Raw genomic sequence first — 19,466 nt, forward strand, 5'->3', positions numbered from 1 at the left:
TGGAAGGGAGAGGGCGTAGCGCGGTGATCCCTCTCCCTTCCAAGGGAGAGGGAGGGAGCCGCGAAGCGGCGGAAGGGTGAGGGTGCGTGTCCTCTACCCCAACCGCGCCAGCGCCGCCGACAGCCGCTCAGCTTCGGCCGCCTTCTCGGCATGGTCCGCGCGGGCCTTCTCGACCGCCTCGGGCTTGGCCCGCTCGACGAAGCTCGGATTGCCGAGCCGGCCGGCAAGGCCGTCGCGCTCCTTCTCGGCCGCCGCGATCGCCTTGGTCAGGCGGGCGCGCTCGGCCTCGAGGTCGATGATGCCTTCGAGCGGTACCACGAAGGTCGCTTCATCGACCACGATCTGAATAGCGCCGCCTGCAGGCGGTGTTTGATCAAACACATCTTGCAGGCGAGCCAGCTTACGAAGCGCCGTGTAGAAGCTGTTGATCCGCCGTTGAGTTTCAGCATCACCACCCCGAACATATGCGGTGAGCATTACGCCAGGCCCAATACCCAGCTCGTTCTTAGCGGCACGCACCTTACTCGTGACATCGATCAGCCAATCGATATCCGCAGCTGCTTCTGGATAGATATTTGATGCATCTGTACGCGGCCAATCCGCGACGATCAGATTGCGGCTACGGGGCCCCATCGCACCCCAAAGCTCTTCCGTGATGAAAGGCATGAAGGGATGTAGCATAACGAGGATCTGATCGAGCGCCCATGCTGCAACAGCCCGCGTTTCTTCTCCCATCCACGGGTAAACCTGGGCATCCTCGTTGAGCACCGGCTTGATCAGCTCGAGATACCAGTCGCAGAAGCGGCTCCAGACGAACTGGTAGATCGCGTTCGCCGCCTCGTCGAAGCGCAGGTCGGCCAGCGCCAGGTCCAGCGCCTGCACCGTCGCGATGGTTTCCGCAATGATCCAGCGGTTTACCGCGAGTTCCGCAGTCGGCGCCTCAAGATGCTTGCTGGCGGCAATGCCGTTCGCCTGGCAGAAGCGCGCGGCGTTCCACAGCTTGGTCGCGAAGTTGCGATAGCCCTCGAGCCGCTTCTCATCCATTTTGATGTCGCGGCCCTGGCTCTCCATCGCCGCCATGAAGAAGCGCAGCGCGTCGGCGCCGTACTTGTCGATCATCCCCAGCGGATCGACCGTGTTGCCCTTGGACTTGGACATCTTCTGGCCGTCCGCTGCACGAACGAGACCGTGTAGATACAAGGTCTTAAACGGCACCTCTTTCATGAAGTGCAAGCCCTGCATCATCATCCGCGCATCCCAGAAGAACAGGATGTCGAAGCCGGAAATGAGCACATCGTTCGAATAGCGCCCGCCGAGCGTCGGGTCGCTGTTCTCCGGCCAGCCCAGCGTCGCAAACGGCCACAGTGCCGAGGAGAACCAGGTGTCGAGCACATCAGTTTCCCGCCAATACGGGATCTGGAGATAGCCGTCCTTTTCCAATTTCGCGGCCGCGATCCCGCTGAACGTTGGCTCTACCTCGTATAGATTCGATTGGTCGACGCCGTAATATTCTTCCATCTGAGCAAGCGCTTCTTCACGCGTCTCAGCGACGAAAACCTTGTACTCAGCCTTTTTCCCGAGCTGTAAGCTGATCTCAGTGTCACTCTTAGCGATCGGACCGAACCACGCCGGGATCCGGTGGCCCCACCAGAGCTGGCGGCTGACGCACCAGGGCTGGATGTTCTCCATCCAGTTGAAATAGGTCTTTTCCCAGCTCTTCGGCACGATCCTGGTCGCGCCCGAACGCACCGCCTCGATCGCCGGCTTGGCGAGGGTGGCGGCGTCGACATACCATTGGTCGGTCAGCCAGGGCTCGATCACCTGGCCCGAACGGTCGCCATAGGGCGTCTGGATCGTGCGCGGCTCGGCGTCGTGCTCGGCGCCTTCCTTGTCGACGAACGGCACGAGGAAGCCCTCGTCCTTCAGCCGTGCGACGATCGCCTTGCGCGCCTCGAAGCGGTCGAGCCCGATCAGCTCGGCCGGCACCAGCCCGTCCTGCGTTTGGCAGATCGCCGCCTTGGCATCGAGCATGTTGAGCATCTCGCCGGCCTTGATCCCGGCGCGAACACCCACCTCGAAGTCGTTGAAATCATGCCCCGGCGTGATCTTCACCGCGCCCGAACCGAGTTCCGGATCGGCATGCTCGTCGCCGACGATCGGGATCAGGCGGCCGGTGATGGGCAGGCGCACCTGCTTGCCGATCAGCGCCTTGTAGCGCTCGTCTTCCGGATGCACCGCGACCGCCATGTCGGCCAGCATCGTCTCGGGCCGCGTCGTCGCGACCTGGATGAAGCCCGAGCCGTCCGCCAACGGATAGCGCAGGTGCCAGAAATTGCCGCGGACTTCCTTGGTCTCGACCTCGAGGTCCGAGATCGCGGTGCCGAGGCCCGGATCCCAGTTCACCAGCCTTTTGTCGCGATACAGCAGCCCCTGGCGGTAGAGCTCGACGAACACCTTGAGGACGGCCTTGGAAAAGCCCTCGTCCATGGTGAAGCGCTCATTGGCCCAGTCCATCGAGCAGCCGAGCCGGCGCAACTGGCGGGTGATCTGCCCGCCACTCTCCGCCTTCCATTCCCAGACCTTGTCGACGAACGCCTCGCGGGTGAAGTCGGTGCGCTTCTGCCCGGCGGCGTTGAGCTGGCGCTCGACCACCATCTGCGTCGCGATGCCGGCGTGATCGGTGCCGACCACCCAGCGCGCGTCCTTGCCCTTCAGCCGCGCATGGCGGACGAGGATGTCCTGCAGCGTGTTGTCGAGCGCGTGGCCGATGTGCAGGCTGCCCGTCACGTTGGGCGGCGGGTTGACGATCGTCCAGGGCTCGGCGCCCTGGCGCTCGGGGCGGAACAGGCCTTCGTCTTCCCAATGGGCGTACCAGCGGGATTCGATGTCGGCGGGGTCGAAGGTCTTGGGGAGTTCGGTCATGATGAGAGGGGCTTTAGCGTCGCCCCTGCCCCGCGCACAACCCTTGCCAAAGCCGGCGTAGCGAAGACCCTCAGCTGAGCTCAGCTGAGGGTGCTGAGCACCTTGTCGACACGGTCGAGCGTGAACGGCTTGGAGAGCACCGGACGATCGCGGTGGCTCGGCGCGATGCTGTCGTCCGCGCCGCCGGTCGCGAGCACGAAGGGAATGCCGAGTTCGGCCAGCTTGTCCGCCACCGGCCAGCTCTGCTCGCCGCCGCGCAGGTTCACGTCGAGAATGGCGGCGTCGATCCCGCCCGCGCCGATCCGCTCCAGCGCCTCGGCAACGGTGTCGGCGGTACCGGCTGGCACGCGATCGAGCGCATCCAGAAAATCCTCGAGCATCATGGCGATGAGCGGCTCGTCTTCGACGATCAGAATGTTACGCGGACCCTGCATATTGCCCCCTTTGCAGGAAAAGTACGATTTCCCAAAGCTTTATTTTGCCGCCAAGATTTCCTGAACCGCTTCTGCAAGTTGCTGCACAGAAAAAGGTTTCGGCAAAAAGGCAACATTGTCGAGATCGATCGAACGCCGCAATTGTTCCTCGGCATAGCCGGACATGAACAGGATCGGCAGATCGGGCCAGCGCTCCCGGACCTTGCGTGCCATGCTCGGCCCGTCCATCACGGGCATTACCACGTCTGAGACGAGCAGGTCCGGCTTGTCCATTGTCTCGATCGTTTCAAGCGCGACTTCGCCATTTTCGGCGGTGACCACCGAATAGCCCTGACGGCTGAGCGCGCGCTCGGCGATGGCGCGGACCATGTCCTCGTCCTCCACGACGAGGATCGTGCCGGTGCCCCACAGATCCGCCGGCTTGTCCTTGGTGACCGGCAGCTTGGCGACCGTCGCCTCGGGCGCGGCGTGCACCGGCAGGTAGATGGTGAAGGCAGCGCCGGCGCCCGGCACATTCTCCGCGAAGATATAGCCGCCCGACTGCTTGATGATGCCATAGACGGTCGACAGACCCAGGCCCGTGCCCTTGCCCACTTCCTTGGTGGTGAAGAAGGGTTCCCAGATCTTGGGGAGGATCTCGGGCGGGATGCCGGTGCCCGTGTCGGAGATGCGCAGCGCGGTATAGTCGCCCACCGGCAGCACATCGTCGTCCATCCGCCGGACCTCGGCGGCGGAGACCGCCAACGTCTCGATGGTCAGCGAGCCGCCGCCGCTCGGGTTCTTGCTCAGCATCGCATCGCGCGCGTTGACCGCGAGATTGACGACGACCTGCTCGAGCTGCCCAGGATCGGCGCGCACCGGCCCGAGGTTGCGGCCATGCTTGACGTCGAGCGACACCGTCTCGCCGAGCAGCCGCTTCAGCAGGTTGGAGACTTCCGAGATGATGTCCGGCAGCTGCAGCACCTGCGGACGCAGCGTCTGCTGGCGCGAAAAGGCGAGCAGCTGGCGGGTCAGGCTGGCGGCGCGGTTGGAATTGGCGCGGATCTGCTGGATATCGTCATAGTCGCTGTCGCCGGGCGAATGGCGCATCAGCATCAGGTCGCAATGCCCGATGATCGCGGTGAGGATATTGTTGAAATCGTGCGCGACGCCGCCGGCGAGCTGGCCCACCGCCTGCATCTTGGTCGCCTGCGCGATCTGGCGCTTGAGCTTGCCCTCCTCGCCCGAATCCCGAAGGCTAAGCAGCACCGCCGCATCGCCGAGCCCGCGCGCGCCGGCGATGGTGATCGCCACCGGCTCTTCGGAGACATCCTTCAGGCGGACGGTGATCTCGAGCGACTGCGGCGCACCGCCGGCAAAACGGCGGACCGCGTCTGCCAGCGTGGCCTTGTCCTCGCGCACCACCAGATCGCCCGGATAGAGCGGCGGTGCCGCCGCGTTTACCCGCGCGGTGCGGACGAACGCATCGTTCATCATCAGGAAGCGGCCGTCGCGGTCGATCAGCGCGAGGCCGGTCGGCAGGATCGAGATCAGCGAGCGGACATGGTTGGAGGCGCTGCCGCCCAGCGCCGGGCTGGCGATCACCGCCGGCTCCTCGTCGAGCAGCGCGACCAGCAGCGGCGCCTCGTCGCCTTCGAGGAACGGGATCTGCAGGACGCGCAGCGGCGTGCCCTCGATGCCCTCGCGCTCGAAGCGGACCTGGCCGATCGAATCGGTGATCAGCAGCCGGGCGAAATCGCGCCCATCGGCGATCGCATCGGCATTGCCGAGCGCGCGGTGGCGGAACACGCGATTGGCCGAGCGAATACGGCCGTCCGGGGCAACGAGCACCACCATCACCCCGGCGCCGCCCAGCCGGTCGCCGGTCTGGCCGGCGAGCAGCCCCTGCACCTGCACCGCGAGATCCAGCGCGTGGATGCCGATGAAGCGCCATACCAGCGACTCGTCGCCGACCCGTGCAACCCGCACCGCCACCTGGGCACCGAACACCTGGACGTCGCCGCAGCGGCTTTCGCCATCGCGCCAGGCCGAGCGGGCACAGGCGCCGAGCACCCGCTCCCCCTCTTCGCCGATCGGCAGGTTGGGCGGCGTGGGCCATCCGCCGAACAATGCTTCGTAGCGCGGATTGGCGCAGACCAGCCGGCCACTCCGATCGGTGACCGCCAGCGCATCGTCGCTGGCCGATGCAAGTGCATGGGCGATCGCCCAGTCGGTGTAGCGCTCCACCGTCATCGGCGCGCGGAACAGCCGGGCGCTGGCGAGCATCAGCCCGGCGGCCATCACGGCCGCGCCGAGGAAGCCGGCAGCGACGGTACGGTCGTTGATGCTCAGCAGGATGACGCCGGCGGCGGCAACGCCGGTGACGACCACTGCCGCGAACGGCAATAGCAGCGAAGGCTTTGGCAGTTCGGCATCGGGCAGACTGGCCATGGTTCACCGTTGTTCGGTCACAGCGCCAGCGTCAAGCGGCGATGTCGCCGAAGTTCAGCCCAAACGGGCGCGCAATCGACGCCTGCGTTTCGCCAGAATCCACCAGCGCCACGCAACCGCGCTGCCGAAATAGCCAAGAACTGCCAGCCCCAGTGCAAGGACCAGCAACCCGGTCAGCGTTGCCGGACCTGCCTCGTGGAGCAGCCAGTCGAGCCATCCGGGCGCCTCCCCGGCCAGCACTTCGCTGGCGACGCGCGGCCCGAGGATCCAGCTGCCGACCCAGTAGGCGGCGACCCAGAGCGGCGGCGTCGTGAAGGGATTGGTGAGGAAGGTGGTTGCAGCAGCTGCGGGGATGTTGGCGCGCAGCGGCAGTGCCAGCAACGCCGAGGCGGGGATCTGCCCCATCGGCACCAGGATGCCGGTGAGCATCCCCAAGGCCACGCCGCGCGGCACCGACCGACGGGTGAACCGCCACAAGGACGCGTGCATCACGCGTCCGGCGACCGGCTTCAGCAAGCGATGGGTCTCGATCGATTCACGGCTCGGGATCGCCTTGTCGGCCAGGCGACGCAGGCGACCGGGCCGCGCCATCTCAGCCGCGGTCCCGAAGGATGCGCGACTGTTCGCGCTTCCAGTCGCGTTCCTTGATGGTTTCGCGCTTGTCATGCGTCTTCTTGCCCTTCGCCAGCGCCAGTTCGACCTTCGCCCGCCCCTTGCTGTTAAAATAAACCGACAGCGGGACCAGCGTCATGCCCTCGCGGGCCACGGCGCCGTGAAGCTTGTTTATCTGGCGCTCGTGAAGGAGCAATTTACGCGGTCGCTTGGGCTCGTGGTTGAAGCGGTTGCCGTGGCTGAACTCGGGGATGTTGGCGTTGACCAGCCAGACCGCGTCGTTCTTGATCTCGGCATAGGCCTCGGCGATCGAGCCTTCGCCGAAGCGCAGCGACTTCACCTCGGTACCGCTCAGCACGAGGCCGGCTTCGTAGGTCTGCTCGATGAAATAGTCGAACCGCGCGCGCCGGTTTTCGGCGACGGTCTTTACCTTGTCGAATTCCTGGGGACGTGGACGGGCCATAAGACCGCGCGATGTAGGGATTGTGAGGCCGGAGCGCCAGCCGTTTGTTGGCGCCCCGGTCCGTTCGTCAGCGCAGGCCGGCGAATTCCAGCGCAGCGTCGACCGCCTTGCAGCTCGCCTCGCCCGCTTCCGTCATCGGCAGGCGGAGTGCCTGCGGGAAGCCGGGGCGGACGCGGCCCATCGCATACTTCACCGGTCCCGGCGACGCATCGGTGAACATCGCGATGTGGAGGGGATAGAGCGTGTCGTGCAGTTCCAGCGCCTTGATCGTGTCGCCCGCCGCCCAGGCGGCCTGGAACTCGGCGCAGAGCTTGGGCGCGACGTTCGCCGTCACCGAGACGCAGCCGACGCCGCCCATCGCGTTGAAGGCGAGCGCGGTTTCGTCATTGCCCGAAAGCTGGACGAAGCCGGTGCCGCAGCCCGCCCGCTGCTCGGAGACGCGGCTGAGGCTGCCGGTCGCATCCTTCACCCCGACGAACGTTTCCGGGAACGCCTGGACGATCCGCGCCATGGTTGCGGGCTGGATATCGGTCACGGTACGGCCGGGGACATTGTAGAGCACGATCGGCAGGTCGGTCGCCTCGGCGACGGCGGCGAAGTGGCGGAAAATGCCTTCCTGGCTCGGACGATTGTAATAGGGCGGCACCATCAGCGCGGCATCGGCACCGGCGTCCTTCGCGGCGTGCACATTGTCGATCGCCACCTTGGTGTCGTTCGACCCCGCACCGGCCAGAATCTTCACCCGGCCTTTCGCCTGATCGGCGCACACCCGCACGATGTGGAAATGCTCGTCCTTGGGCATGGTCGCCGCCTCGCCGGTGGTGCCGCAGGGCACCAGCGCCGACGAGCCTTCGCCGATCTGCCATTCGACGAGCGCGCGGAAATCCTCCTCCGCGAACGCGCCGCTGTGGAACGGCGTCACGAGCGCAGGGATCGATCCAGAAAACATCGCGCGGAATCATCCTCTTTTTCGGTAGAAACGGGCTGGCAGATACGGCGCGATCTCCTATCATGTCCAGCATGGTCGGTACGGTACTCAAAGGCGCGTTGTTGTTCGCCAGTGTTTCGGGACTGGCGGCCTCCTCGCAGGTGACCCCTGCGATGCTGGCTGCCCTGGCAAACGGCTTCGTGCCGCAGGCGCAGGCGCAATATGATCCGGTCAGCACCGCGCTGGTCGACTGGAAGCGCCTCCAGCAATCCGACAACTACCCCTTTGCCGACTACGCCAATTTCCTGCTCGCCCATCCCGGCTGGCCCGGGGAAAAGAGTCGACGCGCGGCTGCCGAGACGGTTCTCGACAGTGGCGCGAGCATGCCCGACCTTGCGATCCGCTTCTTCACCCGTTTCCCGCCGATCACCCCGGCCGGACGTCTTCGCTACGCGGAGGCGCTTGCCGCCACGGGACGCCGCGCCGAGGCCGAGGACCAGGCGCGCCGCGCCTGGCGTGCCGGCATGCTCCGCGGCGCCGACGAAAGCCGGCTGCTCGCCAGCTTCGGCAGCGCGCTCCGCCCGATGGATCACGATGCGCGCGAGGACATGCTGCTGTGGCAGGGCGCGACCAGCATCGCGACGCGCCAGCTCGCCTATACCTCGCCCGAGCGCCGCCCGGTGTTCGACGCGCGGATCGCCTATCGGACCAACGCTGTGGATGCCGCGACGCGTGCGAGCTTTGCCGAGCCGCGCGGACAGGCGGACCCGGGCTATATCGCCGATCGCGCGCGCTGGCTGCGCGAGAACGGCCAGACCCCGGCGATGCGCGCCTATCTGGCCCAGCCCCGGCGGCTGACCGGCTATCCCGGCGATCTCGAGAAATGGTATGAAGTGCTGCTCACCGCCGCGCGCGGTGCGGCGGCGGACGGCCAGTACGACCTCGCCTATCGCATCGCCTCGCAGGTGGACGACGGGGTGCCGCCGGGCACCGATCTCAGCGACATGTCGCTCGGCATCCGCGACGACTATACCAGCCTCACCTGGCTGGCAGGGACCGTCGCCCTCAACACGCTCAATCGTCCCGCCGATGCGGTCGGCATGTTCGATCGCTATGGTCGCGGTTCCAAGACGCCGCAGACCCAGTCCAAGGGCCTGTACTGGGCGGGCCGCGCCGCCGAGGCCGCCGGAAATCGCGCCCTGGCGCAAAATTATTATGCCCGGGCCGGCGGCTATCCGGACCTGTTCTACGGCCAGCTCGCGGCCGAGCGGAGCGGTGTGCCGCTCAAGGGTCCGCCCGATCTGAGCGGCAAGACCGCCGCGCCGGCCGTGCGCAGCGCCTTCTACGCCCGCGAGACGGTGCGCGCCGCACAGCTGCTCGGGCAGATGGGCAACCGGCTGGACCAGAGCCAGTTCCTCCGCCAGATCGCCCAGGACGCGACCACCGACGACGACCATCTCCTCGCCGCCGAGCTGAGCCGCACGCTCGGGCGGCCGGACCTGGGGGTGATGGTCGGCCGCAGCGCACTCCAGAACGGCCTCTCCTCCTACACCGCCGCCGGCTATCCATCGGTGAAGATCCCCGAGGGCCAGCGCGATTACTGGACGATCATCCACGCCATTGCGCGGCAGGAAAGCCAGTTCAACCGCGACGCGGTGAGCCATGCCGGCGCGCGCGGGCTGATGCAACTGATGCCGGGCACAGCCCGCGAAATCGCCTCGAAGCTCGGCATGAGCTACGACCCCGGCGCGCTCAACGCCGATACCGACTATAACATCCAGCTCGGCTCCAGCTATTTCCAGAAGCTGCTGGAACGCTATGGCAACAGCTATCCGCTGGCGGTTGCGGCGTACAATGCGGGCCCGGGCAATGTGAACAAGTGGCTCGCGGCCTATGGCGATCCGCGGATGCCGGGCGGCGACATGGTCCGCTGGATCGAGCAGATCCCGATCTTCGAGACCAAGAACTATGTGCAGCGCGTGCTGGAGAATGCGGTGGTCTACGACCTGCTGAACCCCGCCCATGCCCGCAGCGCCGGCCCGGCCAATCTCAGCTGGTATCTGGGCAAGCGCCAGCCGGGCTGATAGCGCGGGCATCCCATGTCCGATCGCCCCAACTACATCACTCCCGCCGGCTATGCCGCGCTCAAGGCCGAATATGACCAGCTGTTCGGCACCGAACGGCCGAAGCTGGTCGACACCATCTCCTGGGCTGCCGGCAATGGCGATCGCTCCGAGAATGGCGACTATATCTATGGCCGCAAGCGGTTGCGCGAGATCGACCGGCGGCTGGGCTTCCTGGCCAAGCGGATGAAGGCGGCCAAGGTCGTCGATCCGACGCGTCAGGAGGATCGCAGCGGCGTGTTCTTCGGCGCGACCGTGACCATCGCCGACGAGGACGACCATCACCGCACGCTCACCCTGGTCGGCGACGACGAGGCGGATGCCGGCAAGGGGCTGGTCGGCTGGAACGCGCCGCTCGCCCGCGCCTTGCGCGGCGCCCGGGTCGGCGACCTGCGCCGGGTGAGCCTGCCCGCCGGCGAGCGCGAATATGAAGTGATGGCCATCACCTACCCCTGACGCGGCGGGGACTGCCCGGGCTGCGGCGAACCGTTCCGCTTCCCCGATGCCGTTCTGTGCCATACTGCTACAGATGCAGGCGGCCCGGCTGATCGGGCGTGTACAAAGGGAGCGTATGGCGCAGCAACGAATCCTGGTTTCGGGACGGGTACAGGGGGTCGGCTATCGCGACTGGGTGGTGCGGACCGCGCAGCGCGGCGGCCTCACCGGCTGGGTGCGCAACCTGCGCGACGGCCGTGTCGAGATCCTCGCAGCGGGCGACGATACGGCGCTGGGCCTCTTCGTGGAGGCGTGCCGCGAAGGCCCGCCGCTCGCCCGGGTCGAGCATGTCGAAAGCCAGGCGGTGCCCGAGGACAAGGCGCACAAGGGCTTCACCAAGCGCTTCACCGCCTGAGCCACGCCTGTCGGTCAGGGCTCCACCAGCGCCGTGCAGTCGCCACCCAGTTGCTGGCCGAACATCGGGCTGACCGTACCCAGTTCGTCGGCAGGCGCCTTGCCGATCTGGTACCGCACGGTGTGGCCGTCGCCGGCGTCCGCCTCGACGATCCAGGCCGCGCGTCCCCCCACCTCGGCGGTCCCCACGACCTTGAGGTGGAAGCGGCCAAGCCCCTTGTCATACTGGTAATAAGGAAGTTCGTAGGCGCCGCCATCGGCAAGTGGCAGCGCAGCGAATGTCAGCCCCCAGAGATTGCCGTCCCACACCGCATCGGGCGCGGGAATGCGCGACGGCACCTGCCCGGCCTTGGTCGTTTCGATGAAGGCGCTGTCGTAGCGGACGCGGACATGCTCCGCGCCGTTGCGGCGACTATCCATCGCGAGCGGGCGCAGGTCGCTCCGGCGCAGCACGAAATGGTCGCGCATGTCGAAGCGACCGTCGCCGACCCGCTGGTGGACGATGACGTCCCACACCGATACGCCGCCCTCGCTGGCGGCGCGCACCCGCTGCCAAGTCTGGCCGATCGGCTTGCCCTCGCGCGTCAGCGTGTAGCAGGCATCGCCCGCCCGCAGCCTCGTGCCATCGGGCATGGCGCGCTCCGGCAAGGCCAGCGCCACCAGCATCAGTTCGAGCATCGCGCCTCTCTCCCTCTTGAAGAAGAGTCCGTATTACATCAACAATACACCTATGACAAACGAAAGGCCGGGGGCGCCTGCGGCGCCACCCGGCCTTCCTCGTTCAGCGCGTCAGCTTCTTGTAGGCCAGCGCGGTAGGACGATCGGCGGCGTCGCCCAGGCGGCGGCGCTTGTCTTCCTCATAGGCTTCGAAGTTGCCTTCGAACCATTCGACATGGCTGTTGCCTTCGAAGGCGAGGATGTGCGTGGCGAGACGATCGAGGAAGAAACGATCGTGGCTGATCACCACGGCGCAGCCCGCGAAATTCTCGATCGCCTCTTCCAGCGCGCCCAGCGTTTCCACGTCGAGATCGTTGGTCGGTTCGTCGAGCAGCAGCACGTTGCCGCCGCGCTTGAGCATCTTGGCGATGTTGACGCGGTTGCGCTCACCGCCCGAGAGCTTGCCGACGATCTTCTGCTGATCCGCGCCCTTGAAGTTGAACGCACCAACATAGGCGCGCGTCGACTGATCGTGGCCGTTGATCTTCATGTAGTCGAGACCGTCGGAGATTTCCTGCCAGACGTTCTTGCTGTCGTCGAGGTGATCGCGGCTCTGGTCGACATAGCCGAGGCGCACGGTCGAGCCGATGTCGATCTCGCCCGAATCCGGGGTTTCCTGGCCGGTGAGCAGCTTGAACAGCGTCGACTTGCCCGCGCCGTTCGGCCCGATGACGCCTACGATGCCGCCCGGCGGCAGCATGAACGAGAGATTCTCGAACAGAAGCTTGTCGCCATAGGCCTTGGAGATGTTCTTGGCCTCGATCACCTTGCCGCCCAGGCGCTCGGGCACCTGGATGACGATCTGGGCCTTGCCCGGCGTGCGGTTTTCCTGGCTGGCGACGAGCTGCTCGAACTTGGCGATACGCGCCTTCGACTTGGTCTGGCGGGCCTTGGCGCCCTGCCGGATCCACTCGAGCTCGTCCTTGATCGCCTTCTGGCGGCCGGTGGCCTCGCGGTCTTCCTGTTCGAGGCGCTTGGCCTTCTTTTCCAGGTAGGTCGAGTAGTTGCCCTCGTACGGGAAGTACTTGCCGCGGTCGATTTCGAGGATCCAGCCCACCACATTGTCGAGGAAGTAGCGGTCGTGGGTGATCATCAGCACCGCGCCGGCATATTCCTTGAGGTGGTTTTCCAGCCAGTTGACGCTTTCGGCGTCGAGATGGTTGGTCGGCTCGTCGAGCAGCAGGATCGACGGCTTCTGGATCAGCAGGCGGGTGAGCGCGATGCGGCGCTTTTCACCGCCCGAGAGGTTCTCGACCGGCCAGTCCGACGGCGGGCAGCGCAGCGCTTCCATCGCGATCTCAAGCTGGTTGTCGAGGCTCCAGCCGTCGACCGCGTCGATCTTGGCCTGGAGATCGCCCATCTCTTCCATCAGCGCGTCGAAATCGGTGTCGTCTTTGGGATCGCCCATCTCGGCCGAAATGGCGTTGAAGCGATCGACCATGTCCGCCACTTCGCGCGCGCCGTCCTTGACGTTTTCGAGCACGGTCTTGGTCGGATCGAGCTGCGGCTCCTGCGGCAGATAGCCGACGGTGATGTTCTCGCCCGGCCAGGCCTCGCCGGCGAAATCCTTGTCGATGCCCGCCATGATCTTCATGAGCGTCGACTTGCCGGCGCCGTTCGGACCGACGATGCCGATCTTGGCGCCCTGGTAGAATTGCAGGTTGATGTTGTTGAGCACCGGCTTGGGGGCGCCGGGGAAGGTCTTGGTCATGTCCTTCATGACGAAGGCGTACTGCGCAGCCACGGTGGCGGATCTCCGTTGCGAAATTCTGGATGCTGGAAAGACGCGTGGCATGTAGCGATGCGGGCCCGGCTTGGCAACGCGGCTATAGCCCCTCCCCTTTAGGGGAGGGGTTGGGGCGGAGCTGTGTCTCACCGAGACCAACTTCCTGTCTGGAATCCCTCCACCCCAACCCCTCCTCCATGGAGGAGGGGCTAAGTAACGGGAACGCCTCTTCCCCATTGCAATCGGTCCGTCCCTGGTTAGCATCCGCAGCATGACCAAGCGCCTCCTGCTCGCGGCTGCTGCCGTGCTCGCCCTGCCCCTCCCCGCCTTCGCCCAGACCGCCGCCCAGGTGGCGAGCGTGCGCGATGCCGCGCTGAAGGACGATGTCGCCTGGGACGTGGTGGAGGGCCTGACGACCGAGGTCGGCCAGCGCCTCGCCGCCACCGAAGCCGAAGCCCGCGCCCGCGCCTGGGGGGTGAAGAAGCTGACTGCGCTGGGCTTCCAGAACGTTCATGTCGAGACCTACCGCATGCCGGTATGGGTCCGTGGTGCAGAAACCGCCGAAGTGCTTGGCGGCGCTGCGCAGAAGCTGACCATCGCCGCGCTCGGCTATTCGGGCTCGACCGGCGCGCAGCCGCTGGAAGCGGAGGTCGTGTACTTCCCTTCGCTCGCCGATCTCCAGGCCGCGCCCGCCGGCAGTCTGAAGGGCAAGATCGCCTTTATCGACCATGCGATGGTGCCGACGCAGGACGGCTCGCAATATGGCTATTACGGCGCCGTCCGCCGCGCGGGGCCGAGCATCGCGGCGACCAAGGGGGCGGCGGCCGTGCTGATCCGCTCGATCGGCACCGACCATCACCGCAATCCGCATACCGGCGTCACCACCTGGGCAAAGGGCGTCTCGCCCATCGCCGCCGCCGCGCTTTCGGTGCCCGATGCCGAGCAGCTAGTGCGGCTCGTCAAGCGCGGCCCGGTGAAGCTGCGCCTGACCGTCACGCCGCAATTCAAGGGGGAGGCGGAGTCCGGCAACGTGATCGCCGATATCCCCGGCAGCGACCCCAAGGCGGGCATCATCGTCGTCGGCGGCCATCTCGACAGCTGGGACCTCGGCACCGGCGCGATCGACGACGGCGCGGGCGTGGCGATCACCACCGCAGCGGCGCTCCAGGCGGCCAAGCTCGGCCAGCCCCGCCGCACCATCCGCGTCGTGTGGTTCGGCGCGGAGGAAGTCGGCGGCTTCGGCGGCGAGGCCTATGCCAAGGCGCACGGCAGTGATCACCATGTGCTGGCGATGGAGTCCGATTTCGGCGCCGACCGCGTCTGGAAGTTCGAGACCAACCTGCCCGAGGGCGCGAAGGCGATCGGCGACCGACTGGAGGCGGCGCTCTACCCGATCGGCATCGAGCGCGGCCGCGGCACCGCGCATGGCGGCACCGATGTCGAGCCGGTTCTGGCGCTCGGCGTCGGCACGATCGGCCTGAACCAGGACGGGCTGCGCTATTTCGACCTGCACCACACGCCCGACGACACGCTCGACAAGATCGACCCCGCGCAGCTTCGCCAGAACGTCGCCGCCTGGGCGGCGATGCTGGCCATTACCGCCAATGCACCCGAGGAGATCGGTCCGGTGACGGCGCCCAAGGGCGAGTGAACTCGCCGTCCCGAATTCGGGCGGAAACGTGGCCAAGTTGCGGCCCAAGCCCGAGTTTGCGACATATTTGCGTTTGACGACACGCCTGTCCTGCCCCATGCAGCGGGCTTGGACAGGCGGATCGCTTCGCCTGCGGAACGAATGTGAATTGGGAGCACCCGGATGACCAAGCTTCGCCTGATCGCGGCCGCGGCCCTGCTGACGCCGCTGGCCGCCTGTGGCGGCGGCGAAGGCAATGTGGCGGACGGATCGAACTATGCGCCGGAAGCCAATGCGATGATCTACCAGAACGATGCCGAGGATCGCGCCAATGCCGAGGCCGACGCCATGATCGGCAACGCCTCGCCGGAAAACGGCACGGACGTTGCGGCCGGCAACGCCAACTGATCACGCCCCTTGTCGCAATTCGAAGGGCGTCTCCGGCTTCGGAGGCGCCCTTTTCCTTGGCCGTTCGCCCGGCTAGGCTCTTCCGCTCGAAACCGATGAAAAAGGACGCTGCTTGACGACTTCCCCCGAAGCCCGCCGCCCCTGGTGGAGCCTGCTCTACACCTGGGTGCTGATCGGCATCGTCGCGGGCGTGACGACCGGCTGGCTGGCACCCGGCTTCGGCGCCGGACTGCAGCCGCTGGGCCAGGCGTTCATCGCGCTGGTCAAGATGATCATCCCGCCGGTGATCTTCCTTACCGTCGTCACCGGCATCGCGGGCTCGCATGGGGTCGGTTCCCTGGGTCGGGTGGCGCTGAAAGCCTTCGCCTATTTCCTGTTCTTCTCGACGCTGGCGCTGGTCGTCGGGCTGATCGTCTCGCACCTCCTCCAGCCCGGCGCGGGGATGCATGTCGATCCCGCGACGCTCGACGCCGCCGCGGTGAAGGGCTATGCCGCCAAGGCGCATGAGAGCACGCTCACCGGCTTCCTGCTCGCGATCATCCCGGAGACGCTGGTCTCGGCCTTTACCAGCGGCTCGATCCTGCAGGTGCTGTTCGTCGCGATCCTGTTCGGCATCGCGCTGTCGCTGGTCGGCGAGACCGCAGCGCCGGTGACCGATCTGCTGGAGCGCCTCGCGACGGTGGTGTTCAAGCTGGTCAGCCTGGTGATGTGGGCAGCCCCCTTCGGCGCATTCGGTGCAATGGCGTTCACCGTCGGCAAATACGGCGTCGGCACGCTGCTCAGTCTCGGCGCGCTGGTCGGCACCTTCTACCTGACCTCCGCGATTTTCGTGCTGGTCGTGCTCGGCACGGTCGCGGCACTCACCGGCTTCTCGATCCTCAAGCTGCTGCGGTATCTGCGCGCCGAACTGCTCCTGGTGCTCGGCACCTCCTCGTCCGAAGCCGCGCTGCCCGCGCTGATCGAGAAGATGCAGGCGGCCGGCGCCGCCCGGGAAGTGGTGGGCGTCGTGGTCCCCGCCGGCTATTCGTTCAACCTCGACGGCACCAATATCTACATGACGCTGGCGGCGCTGTTCATCGCCCAGGCGACCGGCGTGCACCTGTCGCTCGGCGAACAGCTGGCGCTGCTGGGCGTCGCGATGCTGAGCTCGAAGGGCGCGGCCGGCGTGACCGGCGCAGGGTTCATCACCCTCGCCGCCACGCTGGCGATCGTCCCCAAGGTGCCGGTCGCCGGCATGGCGCTGGTACTGGGCGTCGACCGGTTCATGAGCGAGTGCCGCAGCCTCACCAACTTCATCGGCAATGCGGTGGCGACGCTGGTGGTCGCGCGCTGGGAAGGCAAGCTTGACCGCGCGGCGCTGGCCCGGGCGCTCGACGGGACATCGGCCGCCCCGTCGGCGGCCGAAGGCGACCCACGGTTGACTGAGCGGGCTCAATAGCCCGCTTCGATCGCCATCCGCACGGCATCGGCCGCAGTCCGCACGCCCAGCGCGCGAAACATCGCGGCGCGGTGCATCTTGATCGTCCGCTCGGTGAGGCCGAGGTCATAGGCGATCTGTTTGTTGAGCTTGCCCGCCGCCATCGCGATCAGCACCGCGCGCTGGCGCGGCGAGAGCGCGCCGATCTTGTCGCGGGCGATGGTAGCGCGGTGGGTGGTGCCCTCCTTCGGCCCCTCCACTTCCATCTGCGAGCCGAGGAAATATTCCAGCTCGCCATCCTCGCCGAAGATCGGGGCGACCAGCAACGCGTTGCGGAACGGCGTGCCGTCCTTCTTGTAATTGAGGATCTCCACCATGACCGGGCGCTTTTCGCGCACGCCGGCGCTGAGCGCCTCGCTCAGCCAGGGTTCGGTCTTGTCGCCCGCCAGGAATCGGCAGTTTCGGCCGAGGATCTCGTCCCGTTGGTACCCGGTCAGTGCGATGAAGGCGTCGTTGCAGTCGACGATCGGGTTATCCGGAAGTCGGGGGTTACTCAGCACCGCAGCGACGGCACTTCCGGCAATCATGTCGGTCAATGGCATTGGTCGGCTTTCTGCATCCTTATGGGGTCGCGCAAGCGGATACCCTTTTGTCCATGTTCCCGGTTTCGGCCGGGTTCCTCATGTGGAGGACACTCGATGCCGGCGTGCCAAGCAAACGCTGCCGGTGAAACGAAAGGTAGGCCCGATGAACTTCTTCTGCAACGATATAGAGCGGGCCGACAACGAAACCGGGGCGGATTATGTCCCGGACGAGGTTCAGGAAGCGGTCCGTACCCTGCTGCGCTGGGTCGGCGAAGATCCCGAGCGCGAAGGCCTGCGCGATACGCCGATGCGCCATGCCAAGGCCTGGCGTGAATATTGCGCCGGCTATGAGGAAGATCCCGGCATGCACCTAGCGCGCACCTTCGAGGAAGTGGCGGGCTATGACGAGATCGTACTGCTGAAGGACATTCCTTTCCAGTCGCACTGCGAGCATCATCTGGCGCCGATCACCGGCCGGGCCTCGATCGCCTATCTGCCCAAGGACCGGGTGGTCGGCATCTCGAAGCTTGCCCGCGTGCTTCACGGCTATGCCCGCCGCCTGCAGATCCAGGAGCGGCTGACCGCCGAGATCGCCCAGGCGATCTGGACCCATCTGAAGCCGGCCGGCGTCGCCGTCGTCATCGAGGCGCAGCATGGCTGCATGACCGGCCGCGGCGTGAAGACGCACGGCGTGGGCATGGTCACCAGCCGGATGCTCGGCTGCTTCCTCGAGGACCGCAGCAGCCGCGCCGAGCTGATGTCGCTGATGGGCTATTGAGCGGGATCGCTGCGATGGACGTGGTGATCCTCGGCGCCGGAATTGCGGGCCTCGCCTGTGCAGACCAGCTGCACGCCGCCGGCCATCAAGTAACGTTGTTCGACAAAGGGCGTGGTCCGGGCGGCCGCATGTCCACCCGGCGGGTGGACCTCGATGGCGAACAGCTTCAGTTCGATCACGGTGCGCAATACTTCACCGTGCGCGACGATCGGTTCCGTCGGCAGGTCCAGGACTGGCAGGCGCACGGCGTCGCCAGTCCGTGGCAGGAAGCGGGACCCGATGCGTGGGTCGGCACCCCGGCGATGAATGCGCCGGTGCGGCACATGGCGGCGGCGCACCGTGTCCATTTCGGGCACCATGTCGTAGGGCTTACCCGCAATGCGCAGGGCTGGCATGTGCGGCTGCAGGAGCAGCAGCATGGCCCGTTCGATGCGGCGATCATCGCACTGCCCGCCGAACAGGCCGCCGCGATCCTCGGCACGCACGATCTGATGATGGCGGCCGATGCGATGGCGGCGCGCTCGCAGCCCTGCTGGACGGCGATGATCGCGTTCGAGGATCGGCTGCCGATCGCGGCCGACAGCATCCGCCAGCACGGCATCATCGGCTGGGCGGCGCGCGACGGTGCAAAGCCCGGCCGCCATGATGGCGAGACCTGGGTGGTGCAAGGCCATGGGTCCTGGTCGACCGAGCATATCGAGGATCCCGCCGAGAGCGTGGCACAGGCGCTGCTCGACGCGCTGCTGGTGCATGCCGAGGGTGCGGTGCCGCCGCTCCGCTATCTCGCCGCACATCGCTGGCGCTTCGCGATGACGCCGGGGGTCGACAAGGGCGCATTGTGGAACGGCAGCCTGCGCCTCGGTGCCTGCGGAGACTGGTTGCAGGGTCCGCGGGTCGAGCTCGCTTGGCTCTCGGGGCACCGGCTCGGCGCGATGATCGGCAGCGCGGCCGCAGCCGCCTAGAGCAACGCCAAGGCGAGCGTCAGCAGGCCGAGCCCGGTCGAGAGCTGGAAGCGGAGCGGGATCCAGCCACGCGTCGGCGATCCGTTCCGCGCCAGGACAAGATCCACTGCGGGGGAAACGAGAATGGCAATCCCGAGCAGACTCAGCGCCTGCTCGCTGGACCAGCCCGCCCGTTGGAGCAGAATCAGCCCCCAGGCCAGCAGCGACGGCACCACCGCGACACCGAACAGCGCGGCCGGCGCCCGCCCCTGAGCGACCCCCTGCCCCCACCAGAGTCCGCCGAGGAAACTGTAGATCAGTGCGGCATAGCCAAAGCCGGCATCGAGCAGCAGCGCGCGGTGCATCGGCAACAGCACCAGCCCGGCCGCGCAGCCTACCAGCGGCAGCAGTCCGGCATAGCCGAGCAGGCGCGCCGCGGGCGCGATCGTGGCACGATTTTCCATGCTCGATCGATCGCCTGCGCGCCTTCCGCTCTCAACCTGT

General features: G+C 66.6%; 18 protein-coding genes. 8 read left to right on the forward strand and 10 right to left on the reverse strand.

Annotated elements, in window-relative coordinates:
• Nucleotides 1-93: 93 nt before the first annotated feature.
• The 6 genes from QZ814_RS08260 to dapA all read right to left on the reverse strand — a co-directional run bounded on the left by QZ814_RS08260 (nucleotide 94) and on the right by dapA (nucleotide 7,810).
• The gene (locus QZ814_RS08260) at nucleotides 94-2,922 is read right to left on the reverse strand and encodes a valine--tRNA ligase (RefSeq protein WP_294330835.1); all 2,829 of its coding nucleotides are present in this window, start codon (nucleotides 2,920-2,922) and stop codon (nucleotides 94-96) included.
• 80 nt (nucleotides 2,923-3,002) lie between these two features.
• Nucleotides 3,003-3,356 carry a response regulator gene (locus tag QZ814_RS08265; protein WP_294330838.1) on the reverse strand — a complete coding sequence of 118 codons (354 nt, stop codon included), beginning with the start codon at nucleotides 3,354-3,356 and terminating at the stop codon, nucleotides 3,003-3,005.
• A 39-nt stretch (nucleotides 3,357-3,395) separates the two neighbouring features.
• A complete protein-coding gene (locus QZ814_RS08270; RefSeq protein ID WP_294330840.1) occupies nucleotides 3,396-5,786 on the reverse strand; it encodes a response regulator in 2,391 nt (796 codons plus the stop codon).
• Nucleotides 5,787-5,840: 54 nt separating this feature from the next.
• A complete protein-coding gene (locus QZ814_RS08275; protein WP_294330843.1) occupies nucleotides 5,841-6,377 on the reverse strand; it encodes a DUF2062 domain-containing protein in 537 nt (178 codons plus the stop codon).
• Nucleotide 6,378: 1 nt separating this feature from the next.
• Nucleotides 6,379-6,861, reverse strand: a complete 483-nt coding sequence (gene smpB / locus QZ814_RS08280; RefSeq protein WP_294330845.1) for an SsrA-binding protein SmpB — start codon at nucleotides 6,859-6,861, stop codon at nucleotides 6,379-6,381.
• Nucleotides 6,862-6,928: 67 nt separating this feature from the next.
• On the reverse strand, nucleotides 6,929-7,810 hold the full coding sequence (gene dapA / locus QZ814_RS08285; RefSeq protein WP_294330848.1) for a 4-hydroxy-tetrahydrodipicolinate synthase: 882 nt from the start codon (nucleotides 7,808-7,810) through the stop codon (nucleotides 6,929-6,931).
• Between the two features lie 71 nt (nucleotides 7,811-7,881).
• Between dapA and QZ814_RS08290 the strand changes: the two genes are divergently transcribed.
• The 3 genes from QZ814_RS08290 to QZ814_RS08300 all read left to right on the forward strand — a co-directional run bounded on the left by QZ814_RS08290 (nucleotide 7,882) and on the right by QZ814_RS08300 (nucleotide 10,762).
• Entirely contained in the window at nucleotides 7,882-9,873 is a 1,992-nt protein-coding gene (locus QZ814_RS08290) for a lytic transglycosylase domain-containing protein (protein ID WP_294330931.1), read from the forward strand.
• Nucleotides 9,874-9,888: 15 nt separating this feature from the next.
• The gene (gene greB / locus QZ814_RS08295; RefSeq protein ID WP_294330850.1) at nucleotides 9,889-10,368 is read left to right on the forward strand and encodes a transcription elongation factor GreB; all 480 of its coding nucleotides are present in this window, start codon (nucleotides 9,889-9,891) and stop codon (nucleotides 10,366-10,368) included.
• 115 nt (nucleotides 10,369-10,483) lie between these two features.
• Nucleotides 10,484-10,762, forward strand: a complete 279-nt coding sequence (locus tag QZ814_RS08300) for an acylphosphatase (protein WP_294330852.1) — start codon at nucleotides 10,484-10,486, stop codon at nucleotides 10,760-10,762.
• Nucleotides 10,763-10,776: 14 nt separating this feature from the next.
• Here QZ814_RS08300 and QZ814_RS08305 read toward each other — a convergent pair whose 3' ends face one another.
• Both QZ814_RS08305 and ettA read right to left on the reverse strand, forming a co-directional pair.
• Nucleotides 10,777-11,439 carry a hypothetical protein gene (locus tag QZ814_RS08305; RefSeq protein WP_294330854.1) on the reverse strand — a complete coding sequence of 221 codons (663 nt, stop codon included), beginning with the start codon at nucleotides 11,437-11,439 and terminating at the stop codon, nucleotides 10,777-10,779.
• A gap of 103 nt (nucleotides 11,440-11,542) precedes the next feature.
• Nucleotides 11,543-13,222 (reverse strand): energy-dependent translational throttle protein EttA, encoded by a 1,680-nt coding sequence (ettA, locus tag QZ814_RS08310; RefSeq protein WP_294330856.1) that lies wholly within the window; start codon nucleotides 13,220-13,222, stop codon nucleotides 11,543-11,545.
• Between the two features lie 253 nt (nucleotides 13,223-13,475).
• Here ettA and QZ814_RS08315 point away from each other — a divergent pair, with 253 nt between their 5' ends.
• The 3 genes from QZ814_RS08315 to QZ814_RS08325 all read left to right on the forward strand — a co-directional run bounded on the left by QZ814_RS08315 (nucleotide 13,476) and on the right by QZ814_RS08325 (nucleotide 16,680).
• Complete coding sequence (locus QZ814_RS08315) at nucleotides 13,476-14,855, forward strand: M28 family peptidase (protein ID WP_294330858.1); 1,380 nt, start codon at nucleotides 13,476-13,478, stop codon at nucleotides 14,853-14,855.
• Between the two features lie 162 nt (nucleotides 14,856-15,017).
• Complete coding sequence (locus QZ814_RS08320) at nucleotides 15,018-15,242, forward strand: hypothetical protein (RefSeq protein ID WP_294330859.1); 225 nt, start codon at nucleotides 15,018-15,020, stop codon at nucleotides 15,240-15,242.
• A 112-nt stretch (nucleotides 15,243-15,354) separates the two neighbouring features.
• The gene (locus QZ814_RS08325; RefSeq protein ID WP_294330862.1) at nucleotides 15,355-16,680 is read left to right on the forward strand and encodes a dicarboxylate/amino acid:cation symporter; all 1,326 of its coding nucleotides are present in this window, start codon (nucleotides 15,355-15,357) and stop codon (nucleotides 16,678-16,680) included.
• On the opposite strand, the gene QZ814_RS08330 is transcribed toward QZ814_RS08325, so the two are convergent.
• A complete protein-coding gene (locus tag QZ814_RS08330) occupies nucleotides 16,674-17,261 on the reverse strand; it encodes a PAS domain-containing protein (protein ID WP_294330864.1) in 588 nt (195 codons plus the stop codon). The genes QZ814_RS08325 and QZ814_RS08330 overlap by 7 nt on opposite strands.
• A gap of 145 nt (nucleotides 17,262-17,406) precedes the next feature.
• On the opposite strand from QZ814_RS08330, the gene folE reads away from it, so the two are divergent.
• Both folE and QZ814_RS08340 read left to right on the forward strand, forming a co-directional pair.
• Nucleotides 17,407-18,021 carry a GTP cyclohydrolase I FolE gene (folE, locus tag QZ814_RS08335; RefSeq protein ID WP_294330866.1) on the forward strand — a complete coding sequence of 205 codons (615 nt, stop codon included), beginning with the start codon at nucleotides 17,407-17,409 and terminating at the stop codon, nucleotides 18,019-18,021.
• A gap of 14 nt (nucleotides 18,022-18,035) precedes the next feature.
• Nucleotides 18,036-18,983 (forward strand): FAD-dependent oxidoreductase, encoded by a 948-nt coding sequence (locus QZ814_RS08340; RefSeq protein WP_294330868.1) that lies wholly within the window; start codon nucleotides 18,036-18,038, stop codon nucleotides 18,981-18,983.
• Here the strand turns inward: QZ814_RS08340 and QZ814_RS08345 are convergent.
• The gene (locus QZ814_RS08345) at nucleotides 18,980-19,426 is read right to left on the reverse strand and encodes a DUF3429 domain-containing protein (protein ID WP_294330871.1); all 447 of its coding nucleotides are present in this window, start codon (nucleotides 19,424-19,426) and stop codon (nucleotides 18,980-18,982) included. The two genes, QZ814_RS08340 and QZ814_RS08345, sit on opposite strands and share 4 nt — an antisense overlap.
• Nucleotides 19,427-19,466 lie beyond the last annotated feature (40 nt).

Source organism: uncultured Sphingomonas sp. (genome assembly GCF_913777625.1).
GTDB lineage: Bacteria > Pseudomonadota > Alphaproteobacteria > Sphingomonadales > Sphingomonadaceae > Sphingomonas.

Bases quoted from the DNA above. Each gene is read 5' to 3' on its own strand.
- QZ814_RS08260 (WP_294330835.1), bottom strand. From the start codon at position 2,922: ATGACCGAACTCCCCAAGACCTTCGACCCCGCCGACATCGAATCCCGC.
- QZ814_RS08265 (WP_294330838.1), bottom strand. From the start codon at position 3,356: ATGCAGGGTCCGCGTAACATTCTGATCGTCGAAGACGAGCCGCTCATC.
- QZ814_RS08270 (WP_294330840.1), bottom strand. From the start codon at position 5,786: ATGGCCAGTCTGCCCGATGCCGAACTGCCAAAGCCTTCGCTGCTATTG.
- QZ814_RS08275 (WP_294330843.1), bottom strand. From the start codon at position 6,377: ATGGCGCGGCCCGGTCGCCTGCGTCGCCTGGCCGACAAGGCGATCCCG.
- smpB (WP_294330845.1), bottom strand. From the start codon at position 6,861: ATGGCCCGTCCACGTCCCCAGGAATTCGACAAGGTAAAGACCGTCGCC.
- dapA (WP_294330848.1), bottom strand. From the start codon at position 7,810: ATGTTTTCTGGATCGATCCCTGCGCTCGTGACGCCGTTCCACAGCGGC.
- QZ814_RS08290 (WP_294330931.1), top strand. From the start codon at position 7,882: ATGGTCGGTACGGTACTCAAAGGCGCGTTGTTGTTCGCCAGTGTTTCG.
- greB (WP_294330850.1), top strand. From the start codon at position 9,889: ATGTCCGATCGCCCCAACTACATCACTCCCGCCGGCTATGCCGCGCTC.
- QZ814_RS08300 (WP_294330852.1), top strand. From the start codon at position 10,484: ATGGCGCAGCAACGAATCCTGGTTTCGGGACGGGTACAGGGGGTCGGC.
- QZ814_RS08305 (WP_294330854.1), bottom strand. From the start codon at position 11,439: ATGCTCGAACTGATGCTGGTGGCGCTGGCCTTGCCGGAGCGCGCCATG.
- QZ814_RS08315 (WP_294330858.1), top strand. From the start codon at position 13,476: ATGACCAAGCGCCTCCTGCTCGCGGCTGCTGCCGTGCTCGCCCTGCCC.
- QZ814_RS08320 (WP_294330859.1), top strand. From the start codon at position 15,018: ATGACCAAGCTTCGCCTGATCGCGGCCGCGGCCCTGCTGACGCCGCTG.
- QZ814_RS08330 (WP_294330864.1), bottom strand. From the start codon at position 17,261: ATGCCATTGACCGACATGATTGCCGGAAGTGCCGTCGCTGCGGTGCTG.
- folE (WP_294330866.1), top strand. From the start codon at position 17,407: ATGAACTTCTTCTGCAACGATATAGAGCGGGCCGACAACGAAACCGGG.
- QZ814_RS08340 (WP_294330868.1), top strand. From the start codon at position 18,036: ATGGACGTGGTGATCCTCGGCGCCGGAATTGCGGGCCTCGCCTGTGCA.
- QZ814_RS08345 (WP_294330871.1), bottom strand. From the start codon at position 19,426: ATGGAAAATCGTGCCACGATCGCGCCCGCGGCGCGCCTGCTCGGCTAT.